We start from the raw sequence: 11,768 nt of genomic DNA, 5'->3' as shown, positions 1-11,768 counted from the left end.
TAGATTCCTCCTTTCTTAATAGCCCAATTCGTTTAACAACCGACTTAAAATTCGAAAACGTTCACCGATCAATTCACCATCTTTTTGCAAGGCATCATAGAACAATAGAATATCCTCATCAATTTTAGGATTGTCTGTATCAACTTCTACTGTCATCCGATTTCCTTGCAGTCCAATAATATCGATGAGTGGGTTTTCTGGATCATAAAACTTTTCATGACGATAGGCATCTTGAAAATAGAGGCTAGATTGCGCGACAAGGATCGCTAAGTCAAGAATCCGTGATAATGGGAGTTCTTCTGATTGACGAGACCACTTTTCCCCCGTGTGCCGCCATACTTTCCCTGAGATATCTACTTTACCTCGATCATTCCATTGTGCCAGACCCAACGATAAGCCTTTCGCATCCGTATGAAGCGCATAGCGTCCGTCTACTGTATCATAGTCTTCAACTTTGATGACGGGTTTGTGTTTTAAGTTTTCTGGTATTTTCATTTTCCATCCTCCTGTTTAGTAATTTACTAAAGTAGTAATTGGATTAAGTATAGTCAGTGTGAATCAGATAAACAAGCAAGATGCTTTTAAAGCAAAAAAAATACCCATGTGACCAGAAACTAGCAAAAGGAATCCCTTGACAAGCTTCTAAGTAACATAGGTATTTTTATAAAAATCAAATAATTGCATAGGAATAAATAACTCACTTTTATTATTGCGCTGCGATGGCAATCCCAATCGCTTTTTCACCCAAATGAGAACCAATCACAGGACCAAAATGACCCACTTCGATTTCGGCATCAGGGTATTTCTTTTGCAGCTTCGCCTTTTCCTCTAAAGCCACAGACAAGTTATTGGCATGGATCACATAGAATTTCACTGGGTAAGCGATTTCTGATTCTCTTTGACCAATAATGTCTTCTGCGCGATTAAAAGCTTTTTTACTGGAACGAATCTTCTCATAAAGCACGATTTTTCCTTCGTCAAAAGTCAAGATCGGTTTGATCTTCAATAATCCGCCGATCAATGCAGCACCATTTGTTAAACGTCCACCTCGCACAAGATTGTTTAAGTCATCTACGATCAAATAAGCATACGTATTATCGCGGATGCGATCGATGTGGGTCACGATCTCTTCAATGGTTTTGCCTTGTTGGTTCAGATCCAACGCAGCTTCTACCATATGTCCCATTGGCATGCTGGTGATTTTAGAATCATAGGGAATAACCCGCGCGCCTTTGATATCATCTTTGATACCATATAACGTATTGATAAAGCCAGAAATGCCGCTAGAAAGGTGAATACTTAAGATCGTATCATAACCTTTCTGGGCAAGGGTTTCGTATAATGCAATCACTTCACCAAGGACAGGTTGAGAAGTTTTAGGAAATTCTTTACTGTTTTTCAGCAAAGTGTAATATTCATCTGGCTGAATGTCGATCCCTTCGTTATAGCTTTTTCCATCTAAAATAACAGGTATTGGGATAACGAACAAGTCAGCGTGATCCTGGATGCGTTCAGGCAAGTAAGCTGTACTATCAGTAACAACGGCTAATTTCATTTCTTTTCCTCGTTTCAACATATTTCAAACGTCATTAATAATATAGCATAAACCAGTAAGCTTTCAAAACTCTTTTCAAAAAGTTTTCAGTTAAACTTACTGATTTAAGAAACTTTCGATGGCTTGTTTATTGGTATCAAAGTTGATGACCAGCACACTTCCTGCTTCATAGGTTGAGCCATACTGCCATGAATCATCGACAGGAACAGTTAAGCGATCAATGCCCCCTGCGCCTTTGGCAATCGAAAATGTGTTTCTCAGCAAGAAGCTAACTGGCAGATTAGTAGAAGCATACCCTAGGACTTTCCCTGCTGCGTATGGCAATTTAACGATGGATAAAGGATTCTTCATGGCATTAAACACAGCATCCATCACTTGTTGTTGTCGACGCACACGCCCAAAGTCGCCTTCTTCATCCATACGGAACCGCGCATATTGCAATAATTCTAAACCGTTCATATTCTGTTGCCCTTTCTTGATAGGGACTTCAAGGTTTTTACTCATATCTTTCTCAGCGTTGATCGGTACACCACTAGGAAAAAGGGTGTCAATTACTTTTTCGAAAGATTGAAAGTCTACTTTGACATAATAATTCGTTTGGATTCCGAAATTTTCAGCTAACGTTTGCCGAACTAACTCTGCCCCGCCAAATGCATAAGCTGCATTGATCTTGTTTTCTCCATATCCCGGAATCGTGACTAGCGTATCCCGCATGAAAGAAAGCAGCTTCGGTTTCTTTGAAGGGCCATCCAATTGCAGCACCATGATCGTGTCTGCACGACCAGTTTCGCCTTTACGGCTGTCGCTTCCTAAAAGCAAAATATTTTTTGCTCCGTTCGCAGATGCTACACCATTAAACGTTTCCGTCTCTGAGACTTGTGCATCACTTTTGGCCACCTGCTGCCCTGCCACAAAAGCCACGATCGAGTAAGCAAGTACAAACACTAGCACATACAGGATGAAACGCAAAATTGGCCGTTTCTTACGTTTAGCTTCTTTTGATTTTACTTTCTGCTCTTGTTTCGCTGGCTTCTTGTTAACTGACTGACCATTGTTGCCGAAATCCTTTTGTTTACCAAAGGATTTTGACTTGTTTTTTTTGCCAGTTAACAGATTCGGCCGCTGAAGGGTTGTTTTTTTTGACGAATGATTGCCAGAAGACCGCTTCTGACTTGTTTGGTCGTTCTCCCTTTGTTGTGCAAAATCGTTTTCTGCTGAATACTCTTCTTCCTTTTGAGGTCTTCTCACAGATTTTGTTTCTCGACGAGCAAAGATCGTTTCTTTATGAGCAGCTCGTTGCTCTTCTTTCGCTAATTGTTCATGCAATTTTTTGTTGCGGTCCATTCGACTCATAGGACAGTTTCCTCCAAATAAAAAAAGCTTTTCTTTCTTATAAGAATACCTTACGAAAAAAAGAAAGAAAGCTATTTTTTTAAATTTTAAGATTTTCCTAGCAACTTTTTGATAGAAAGATGAAAAGCGGCTCATAAAATCTTGCTTGCTCTGTAACGTTCAACTTGAAAACCATTTCGTTGGTAAAAATCAGCCACTTGGTTTTTGGCCCAGAAATTCAAAGTGAGGGTTGCAAACTGCTTTTCTCGAGCAAAATCTGCGGCATGGGTTAATAAGGCTTCACCGACCCCTTGCTTCTGGTACGCATTTTCAACCGATAACGCTTCGATCTCAAGTCGACGTTGAGAGACCATCAGCGGTGTATCCGATAACTCAATCTCTTTTAGATGAATAAATCCGCAAGGTTGTTTTTGCCAGGCTACAAAAAAATGATGCGTTTCTGCGGCAAGCAAATCCTGTAACAAGTCGCGGAATGCCTCGTAGTCAAAGGATTTGAAAACGTTAGGTATCAATTGATGATGGACCTCTTGAACACTTTGATAAAGTTTAGCTAATAAATCAGCGTCCTCGCAAGGAATGATTTTCCTCTCTTTCATTTCCTTCACCTATTTTCTTCACAGCATACGTACCTAGAAGATGGACATTACAATTTAACATCCTGATTTCTTCTAAGGCATTCTCAACCAAGGCCCAAGGCTGATTTAGCACTAAATCTATCACAAAAAAATATTCCCCTAGACTCGTTTTTAATGGTCGGGATTCGATTTTGCTCAAGTCAATGCCGCGCCAGCCAAAAGCGGCCAAAATCTGATGCAGACTACCTGGTCGATTGGTAGGCAAGGTCACATAGATCGTGGCTTTCGTTGCCTTATCATGGAAAACGCTCGATTCGTTTGTGTCTTTTTGCAAGATCCAAAAACGAGTTTGGTTGCTAGTCGTATCCTGGATATTTTTTTCCTGAATGAATAGACCATAAGCATGGGCTGCTTCTTTGGAAGCAATGGCTGCTACCGACTCCACTGGATGCTCTGCGACAAAGACGGCAGCAGCAGTCGTCGATGCCACCGCTTCAATAGGAACATCTGGAAAGTTATGTTGCAAAAACTCCGCACATTGGGCCAAAGCCTGTGGATGAGAAATGATTTTGGAAATCGGCTGTCCTGACTGAATGGTCAGCAGCTGATGGTTGATAGGCAAAATCACTTCTTGTTCAATAATTAGTTCCTTTTGTCGGAAAAGTGTATCGATTGTCGCATGAACCGAACCCTCTAATGAATTTTCATTGGGGACTACCGCTCGTTGGATGTCCCCTGCTACTAATGCTTGAATACATAATGGGATCGATCCAAAAGGAACCATTTCTTCATTTAAAAAAGATTCACAGGCGGCTCGATAAGTGAAGGAGTTTTTTGGGCCTAGATAACCAATCTTCATTTATTCACCTGCTTTTTGAATGATTTCAGTCACGATCTCTGCTGGAGATTTGCGGGTGGTATCGATCACTACTGTCGCACTTTCTTCGTATAGTGGCATTCTTGGACGATAAATATCAATGATTTCTGCCGGCGATTTCGAAACGACAAGCGGACGAATATTGACCGTATCCTTTTTCAACCGATCGAGCAATTCTTCTGGCTCCGTTTTTAAATAGACGACTTTCGGAAACTGCTGCAATAGTTGCCGATTTTCTTCTTTTAGGATGATGCCGCCACCAGTAGAGATCACTTGATCAAGTGTTAATGAATGAGTCAAAATCTCCGTTTCTTTTTCTCGAAAAGCGGCTTCCCCGTAACGATCAAAATAGTCTTGGATCGTCATGCCGATTGATTCAACGATCAGATCGTCAAAATCAACATGTGCCAACTGTAATCGTTCTGCTAACAAGCGGCCAATAGTTGTTTTACCAGCACCCATAAAACCGATCAAAACGATTCCTTTCATTCAACATCACCTCCAGTTAATTGGCGGAGATCCTCAAAGAAGTGGGGGTAGGAGACCGCTACTGCTTCCGCCTGTTCTAATTCCACATCTTCTTGCGTCAATAAAGCAGCTACTTGCAGCATCATACCAATTCGATGATCGCCGCGACTGGACACGTTACCACCATGAAGGGGCGTCGGACCATTAATAATCAGTCCATCTTCCGTTGGCGTGATATCTGCTCCCAGTTTCGTTAATTCTTCTGCGGTCGCATCGATTCGGTTCGTCTCTTTGACTTTCAATTCTTCAGCATCACGAATCACCGTTTGGCCGACAGCTTGTGTAGCTAACAAAGCGATGATTGGTAATTCATCAATGAGTCGAGGAATGATCGCGCCTTGGATCTCGATTCCTTTTAATACAGAAGAACGAATAGTAATCGTAGCTGATTGATTGTTCTGATCGATCGCTGTCAGTGAAATCTGAGCACCCATTTGTTCCAGCACATCTAAAATTCCTGTTCGCGTCGGATTAATCCCAACATTTTCTAGCGTGATTTCACTATTGGGTAAAACAGCTCCTGCGGTTAAGAAAAAAGCAGCTGAAGAAATATCACCTGGTACAATCACTTCTTGTCCAACAAAGGATTGAGGACCTGTAATTTGAATCTCCTTTCCTTTAACCGTGATCTCGCCGCCAAATTGACGAATCATTTCTTCCGTATGGTTGCGGCTCGGTTCTTTCTCGACGATTCGGGAGGTACCCTGTGCTTGCAATGCGGCAAAAAGTAACGCTGATTTGACTTGTGCACTAGCAACAGGCATTGAATAATCGATTGGGCTTAAATCGCGTGTACCTTGAATAGTAATCGGTGGAAACTCACTTTCATTGCTGCCGTTAAGTCTCGCACCCATTTGATTCAATGGCAACATCACTCGATTCATTGGTCGCTGATTCAACGAATCATCCCCCAGTAAAGTAGTCGTGAAAGGTTGACCGGCTAAAATACCCATCATTAAACGAATCGTTGTGCCTGAATTTCCTACATCAATCGGACGGTCAGCAGCTTTCAAACCGCCAAACCCTTGACCAGTGATCGTGATCGTCTCGCCGTCATCTTGAATGGGGATTCCCAATTCTTGAAAAGCGTGAAGGGTACTAAGACAATCTTCCCCTCTTAAAAAATTACGAACCGTCGTCGTCCCTTCTGCTAATGCACCAAACATGATGCTGCGGTGAGAAATAGATTTATCTGAAGGGACTGTCAGTGTGCCTCTTAGGTGGTTAGCTTTAAGTAGTTTCATCATTGTTCTCCTATTTTATCCGACATTGATAGGTCGTATTTTCAGTGATCAGCTGCTGGGCTTGCTGCAGCTCTTTTTGACTTTTGAAAGAAATCTGCAAGACACCAAGTATATCTTCACGCGTCTCTAAAATTTTTAAATTGATCAATGAGAGATTGCCCGTGCTTAACAGCTGGGTGACCTCTGCTACCACACCCGGATGATCCGGAACATCGATCAATAGATCATAGAACGCTGGAATTGCTCCAGTTTGGTGGATAGGTAAATGGTCTCTTGTTTCTTTAGCATCTTCAAAAAAACGGAATATTGCTTTTTCATCTTTGGTCAGCAACCACTGTGATACTTGCTCCATTTGTTTTTGCCAGGTTGTGATTAGCTGCAAAAGCTCCTGTCGATTACTTAATAAAATATCCGTCCACATGCGGGGATCGGAAGAAGCAATGCGAGTGATGTCCCGAAACCCTCCTGCGGCTAGTTGCTGAGCTCTAGGCTGTGATTGATTAAACGTATTCGCCTGATTGACTAACCCGGAAGCAATAATATGAGGTAAATGACTTAGCATTCCAGTGATTTGATCATGCTCGTTTGGTGCCAATTCGACGTATTTTGCTCTGGTCCCTTGAAACAATCGCTGCAGTTCATTCATGCGGTTGCTAGTAGTCGGGGTGAAAATGTAGTAGGCATTTTCGAATAAATTCTCATCTGCTGCTAAAATACCCGATTTATGAGAGCCAGCCATAGGATGACCGCCAATAAAATCAAAGGAGAATTGCTGCGCAAATTGAACAATCTCTGCTTTTGTACTACCAGTATCCGTTACTAAGACATTTGACTTTAAAGTTACTCTTCCCAATTCAGCCAAATAAGCTTTCGTGATCTCCACTGGAAGTGCCAAAATGATGATATCTGATTGGATCGCTCCTTCAGTAAATGAAGCTGGCACGAAGTCAACAATCTGTGACTGTATGGCAATTTCATTGGTCGATTCACAATGATCCCAACCAATCAGATAGCTGTCAGCAACAGCTTTTTTGATGCATTTTGCCAACGAAGCACCGATCAATCCTAGACCAGCGATCATGATTTTTTGTGACATTGGAATGTCCCTCGTTTCCTTTTTCTCAAGATATTTTTTTAGTAGTGGGATAAACTCCACTACTTTTAGTAATGAATTTTAGTAATGAAGCAAGTAGTCACGGTATTCTTGGACAGCTGTTTGTAATTCTTCAAAGGAGTCACTCGGAAATTTTTCGAGTATTTCATTGGCTACTACTGTAGCAACGACATTTTCACAAACCACACTGGCTGCAGGAACTGCCGTACTATCTGAACGTTCAACACTTGCTTTGTAGGGCTCTTTGCTATCGATATCAACGCTTTGCAACGGTTTGTATAATGTTGGAATGGGCTTCATCACTCCACGAACGACAATCGGTTCTCCATTTGTCATGCCTCCTTCAAATCCGCCCAAATTATTGCTGCGACGCGTGTATCCTTTTTGCTGATCCCAGAGGATTTCATCCATCACTTGCGAACCGGGTAAGACTCCTGCTTCAAATCCGACACCAAATTCAACACCTTTAAATGCATTGATACTAACCACGGCCTGCGCAATTTTGGCATCCAATTTTTTATCCCACTGCACATAGCTGCCTAGACCAGCGGGGACACCCCCGATTAGAACTTCTACGACGCCACCAATCGTATCCCCATTTCTCTTGGTTTGGTCGATCAATTGCTTGATTTCTTCTTCGACAGAAGGATCCAACACCCGAACTTCAGATGCTTCGGAGCGCTCGGCAATTTCTTGAACAGTCAAACCATCAGGAATAGCTGCTTTGATGCCGCCAAGCATTGTCACATGGCCAGCCACTTCAATCCCTAATTCCTTTAAGATTTTTTTGGCAATTGCACCAATGGCCACTCGCATCGTTGTTTCCCGCGCAGAGGAACGCTCTAAGACGTTTCGCAAATCCTGATGACGGTATTTCATGCCTCCGACCAAGTCTGCATGTCCTGGTCTAGGCCGAGCTACTCGTCGTAATTTCCGATCTTTTTCAGGAACTTCCTCGATTGCCATCACTTTCGTCCAATTTTTCCAGTCTTTATTTTCCACAACCAATGTCACAGGCGACCCTAATGTTTTTCCATGTCGGATGCCGGAAGTAATACGGACTTGGTCTTTTTCAATCAGCATGCGACCGCCGCGGCCATAACCCGTTTGTCTTCTCGCTAGTTCGTGATTGATATCTGCTGCTGTTAAGGGTAATCCCGCTGGTAGACCTTCAATAATTGCGGTCAATTCAGGTCCGTGGGATTCACCTGCTGTAATATAACGCATCATCCGCCGCTTCCTCTCTTTTTTATAAATAATTTTTGATTTCTTCTGTAGGGATCGTAACGATCTTCGCTTGACCGATTTTTTCTAACAAAATAATCTTCAATTGGTTTCCTCGGGTCTTTTTATCATGAGTGATCGCTTGATACAACTGATCTTTGTCAAGCGATTCTGACTGAGTAGGCAAATGAAACTTGCTGATCATTTCTATTAATTGGGCCGTAGTTCCTTTTGGAGATAATCCGATGGACTCCGCGTGTTGGGTGATCATCACCATGCCGATTGCTACTCCTGCACCATGGCTGATTTCAAACGCTGCTGTTTTTTCTAGCCCATGTCCGATGGTATGGCCGAAATTCAACATCAAGCGACTGCCATGATCGAAAGGGTCTTCCTCGACAACTTTTCGTTTGACCGTTAAAGCCGCGGTGATCACTTGTTCTGCATGGTCCAATAATGCCGCCTCATCTTGCAATTCGGCTAGTTTTTGCCATAGCTGGTCATCAGCGATTGCTGCCGACTTAATGATCTCCGCAATTCCTTCTTGTACGCGATAAAGTGGTAATGATCGTAAAAGTTCTGGATCGATCAAAACACCAGCGGGTTGGGCAAAGGTTCCAACCAAATTTTTAGCATTTCCAGTATTGACAGCTGTTTTGCCGCCAATACTAGAATCTACTTGCGCCAATAAAGTCGTGGGAATCTGAAGAAAATGGATTCCTCGCATATAGGTCGAAGCCACGAAACCTGCTAAATCTCCGATTACTCCGCCGCCCAGCGCAATTATTCCATCGCTTCGGGTCAGCCCAAGTTCTGCTAAACGATCATAAAGAATCGTCGCTTGCTCAAGAGACTTGCTCTTTTCTCCCGCTGGAACAACAAGTAATTTTGCTGCAAATCCTTCATGAGTAAGCGCATCAATAATGACTTGTCCATAGATTGGGGAAACGTTACTATCCGTAATCACTGCAATCCTTTGAGGTTGCCAAAGTCCTTTGACCCATTTCCCTACTTCTTGAAAGGCACCTCGTTGAATGACAATATCATACGAATGTTCTGCTAAATTTATGTGTAACATCAAATGGTACACTCCTTTTTTTAGACTTCACAATGACTTGATTTCTTCTGAAATAGCTGTCACTCTCAGCTGAAAAACGACGATTATTTTTGCAGTGCTTTGATTTCTTTCATCGCTTTTTCCATGATATGGACTTCATTCATCATATTCATGTAGGTTTTTTCGTTCAATGATTGAGGACCATCAGACCAAGCATTTGCCGGATCTGGATGGATCTCAACGATCATGCCGTCTGCGCCCGCAGCAACCCCAGCTCTAGCCATTGGCGGAACTAGATCCCAGATACCTGTCCCATGACTAGGATCAACGATAATTGGGAAATGACTCAACTTTTTGATGATCGGTACAGCACTAAGGTCGAATGTATTCCGCGTTGCTGTTTCGTATGTTCGAATTCCCCGCTCAATGAAGATCACTTCACTTTTATCTTGAACAGCAATGTATTCTGCAGCATTCAACCATTCATCAATTGTTCCTGAAATTCCCCGCTTCAATCCAATAGGTTTTCCTGTTTTACCGACAGCCGCTAATAGTTTGAAATTCTGCATGTTACGAGCACCGATTTGCAAAATATCGCTGTATTCCGCAACCATATCGATATGTCCTTCGTCCATTACTTCAGTGATGACTTTCATCCCTGTTTCATCGGCAGCTTGACGGATGTATTTCAGCCCTTCTTCTTCCAGACCTTGGAAAGCGTAAGGAGAGGTCCGAGGTTTGAAAGCACCTCCTCGTAAGATTTGAGCACCGCCAGCTTTGGCGATCCGTGCACATTCACGGATTTGTTCTAATCCTTCGATCGAACATGGGCCAGCCATTGTTACGAAATGTCCATCTCCGATTTTGACACCATCAACATCAACTACCGTGTCCTGCGGATGAAATTCCCGCGAAGTCAATTTGTACGTATTGGAAATACGAATTGCGTCTTCTACACCATCGTAGCTGCGAAAAGCGACATCTTGGATCAGACGCGTATCTCCTTTAAGTCCAATGACGATTTGTTCCTTCCCTTGATTGACCTGTACATCTAATCCTTCTTTTTTGATTCGTTTCACAACAACTTCTACTTGTTCTGCCGTGGCATTTGGTTTCATAATTACGATCATTTTTTCTTCCTACCTTCATAGTTATTAGTTTTTTTACATTTTTTCAATCAGTGTTTTGACTTTCTCAATCGGCATTTTTTTATCAGTCCATAGCTCAAAAGCCGCCGCGCCTTGGTAGAGCAACATACTTAACCCATTGGCTGTTTTTGCTCCCGCGGCTTTTGCTTCACGCAACAGCCGTGTTTCTCGCGGATTATAGATCACGTCATAAACTGCCAACGATTCTCGTAACATTCCGCGGTCTTTTAATGGGCTGGCATCTTCCTGCGGCTTCATTCCAACACCAGTCGCATTTACTAGCAATTGGCTCTCTTTGATCGCCAGACCCAATGCTTGCTGATCATCTAGATCACCAAGCGTGATGTTGCAGGTAGTGGCCGCCGCGATTTGTTGCAGCTTGCTTTCAATCACTGGATAAAATTCATCGTTTCGATTAAAAACATGAATGGTTTCTACCCCATCTAAGGCAGCTTGACTAATAATTGCTGTAGCAGCTCCACCAGCGCCGATAACTGTCATGGTACCGCCAATAATCGAGACCTCGATGTCTCCTAGCGCTCGCATAAATCCAATCCCATCCGTATTGTGACCGATCAAATGACCTTTGTGGTTGACGATTGTATTGATAGCACCAATCAGTTCTGCGGCAGGAGATAATTCATCGACTAAAGGAACAGCTGCCATTTTGTGCGGCATCGATAAATTGACTCCTAACAAATCAAGCTGACGAATACTTTGGATACTTGCTGCTAAACTTTCTGGTTCAACATCAAAAGCTAGATAGACAGCATCCACTTTTTGATCTTCAAAAGAAAGGTTGTGCATGGCTGGTGAGACGCTGTGTTTGGCAGGTTTCGCAAACAACGCTGCTAAACGGGTGTGTCCAGTGATTAATTGGTTCATCCTATTCATTCCTTTCAACAAAAAAAGATGTCCACTGTAAATTGATAGAATCTACAGTGAACACCTTCAAACATTACATATCAGCTGATATGTGAATATAAAAAATAGCCACTATAGATTTTACGATCTACGTGGCTTTAAAGTCATTACGAAATGCCTTAGCCATCATAGATACAAACGAGTGTTTGTACCCATGTCTTTCATGAAT

General features: G+C 42.5%; 12 protein-coding genes. All 12 read right to left on the bottom strand.

Going from position 1 to position 11,768, the window contains the following annotated elements; translation table 11 throughout:
* Positions 1–15 precede the first annotated feature (15 nt).
* Positions 16–495 carry a DUF6530 family protein gene (locus FE005_RS12550; RefSeq protein WP_003126580.1) on the bottom strand — a complete coding sequence of 160 codons (480 nt, stop codon included), beginning with the start codon at positions 493–495 and terminating at the stop codon, positions 16–18.
* Positions 496–706: 211 nt separating this feature from the next.
* On the bottom strand, positions 707–1,555 hold the full coding sequence (locus FE005_RS12545) for a DegV family protein (protein ID WP_138371883.1): 849 nt from the start codon (positions 1,553–1,555) through the stop codon (positions 707–709).
* Between the two features lie 96 nt (positions 1,556–1,651).
* Entirely contained in the window at positions 1,652–2,908 is a 1,257-nt protein-coding gene (locus tag FE005_RS12540; protein ID WP_138371882.1) for an LCP family protein, read from the bottom strand.
* A 131-nt stretch (positions 2,909–3,039) separates the two neighbouring features.
* Positions 3,040–3,504: a GNAT family N-acetyltransferase gene (locus tag FE005_RS12535; RefSeq protein WP_113849698.1), complete on the bottom strand. Its 465-nt coding sequence runs from the start codon at positions 3,502–3,504 to the stop codon at positions 3,040–3,042.
* Entirely contained in the window at positions 3,467–4,342 is an 876-nt protein-coding gene (gene pheA / locus FE005_RS12530) for a prephenate dehydratase (RefSeq protein WP_138371881.1), read from the bottom strand. The genes FE005_RS12535 and pheA overlap by 38 nt, the downstream gene beginning before the upstream one ends.
* Positions 4,343–4,849, bottom strand: coding sequence for a shikimate kinase (locus FE005_RS12525; RefSeq protein WP_003126585.1), 507 nt, complete (start codon positions 4,847–4,849; stop codon positions 4,343–4,345). It abuts the gene before it with no gap.
* On the bottom strand, positions 4,846–6,132 hold the full coding sequence (gene aroA / locus FE005_RS12520) for a 3-phosphoshikimate 1-carboxyvinyltransferase (RefSeq protein WP_138371880.1): 1,287 nt from the start codon (positions 6,130–6,132) through the stop codon (positions 4,846–4,848). The genes FE005_RS12525 and aroA overlap by 4 nt, the downstream gene beginning before the upstream one ends.
* Positions 6,133–6,142: 10 nt before the next feature.
* Positions 6,143–7,228, bottom strand: a complete 1,086-nt coding sequence (locus FE005_RS12515; RefSeq protein ID WP_138371879.1) for a prephenate dehydrogenase — start codon at positions 7,226–7,228, stop codon at positions 6,143–6,145.
* 78 nt (positions 7,229–7,306) lie between these two features.
* Entirely contained in the window at positions 7,307–8,473 is a 1,167-nt protein-coding gene (gene aroC, locus FE005_RS12510; protein WP_103300895.1) for a chorismate synthase, read from the bottom strand.
* A gap of 22 nt (positions 8,474–8,495) precedes the next feature.
* Positions 8,496–9,548: a 3-dehydroquinate synthase gene (aroB, locus tag FE005_RS12505; protein ID WP_138371878.1), complete on the bottom strand. Its 1,053-nt coding sequence runs from the start codon at positions 9,546–9,548 to the stop codon at positions 8,496–8,498.
* Positions 9,549–9,631: 83 nt separating this feature from the next.
* On the bottom strand, positions 9,632–10,657 hold the full coding sequence (gene aroF, locus FE005_RS12500) for a 3-deoxy-7-phosphoheptulonate synthase (protein WP_003126590.1): 1,026 nt from the start codon (positions 10,655–10,657) through the stop codon (positions 9,632–9,634).
* 33 nt (positions 10,658–10,690) lie between these two features.
* Positions 10,691–11,560 carry a shikimate dehydrogenase gene (gene aroE, locus FE005_RS12495; RefSeq protein WP_138371877.1) on the bottom strand — a complete coding sequence of 290 codons (870 nt, stop codon included), beginning with the start codon at positions 11,558–11,560 and terminating at the stop codon, positions 10,691–10,693.
* Positions 11,561–11,768: the final 208 nt, after the last annotated feature.

It is taken from the genome of Enterococcus sp. M190262 (genome assembly GCF_005843965.1).
Lineage (GTDB): Bacteria > Bacillota > Bacilli > Lactobacillales > Enterococcaceae > Enterococcus_D > Enterococcus_D gallinarum.
This window is presented reverse-complemented; position numbering and strand designations above follow the sequence as displayed.

Bases quoted from the DNA above. Each gene is read 5' to 3' on its own strand.
- FE005_RS12550 (WP_003126580.1), bottom strand. From the start codon at position 495: ATGAAAATACCAGAAAACTTAAAACACAAACCCGTCATCAAAGTTGAA.
- FE005_RS12545 (WP_138371883.1), bottom strand. From the start codon at position 1,555: ATGAAATTAGCCGTTGTTACTGATAGTACAGCTTACTTGCCTGAACGC.
- FE005_RS12540 (WP_138371882.1), bottom strand. From the start codon at position 2,908: ATGAGTCGAATGGACCGCAACAAAAAATTGCATGAACAATTAGCGAAA.
- FE005_RS12535 (WP_113849698.1), bottom strand. From the start codon at position 3,504: ATGAAAGAGAGGAAAATCATTCCTTGCGAGGACGCTGATTTATTAGCT.
- pheA (WP_138371881.1), bottom strand. From the start codon at position 4,342: ATGAAGATTGGTTATCTAGGCCCAAAAAACTCCTTCACTTATCGAGCC.
- FE005_RS12525 (WP_003126585.1), bottom strand. From the start codon at position 4,849: ATGAAAGGAATCGTTTTGATCGGTTTTATGGGTGCTGGTAAAACAACT.
- aroA (WP_138371880.1), bottom strand. From the start codon at position 6,132: ATGAAACTACTTAAAGCTAACCACCTAAGAGGCACACTGACAGTCCCT.
- FE005_RS12515 (WP_138371879.1), bottom strand. From the start codon at position 7,228: ATGTCACAAAAAATCATGATCGCTGGTCTAGGATTGATCGGTGCTTCG.
- aroC (WP_103300895.1), bottom strand. From the start codon at position 8,473: ATGCGTTATATTACAGCAGGTGAATCCCACGGACCTGAATTGACCGCA.
- aroB (WP_138371878.1), bottom strand. From the start codon at position 9,548: ATGTTACACATAAATTTAGCAGAACATTCGTATGATATTGTCATTCAA.
- aroF (WP_003126590.1), bottom strand. From the start codon at position 10,657: ATGATCGTAATTATGAAACCAAATGCCACGGCAGAACAAGTAGAAGTT.
- aroE (WP_138371877.1), bottom strand. From the start codon at position 11,560: ATGAACCAATTAATCACTGGACACACCCGTTTAGCAGCGTTGTTTGCG.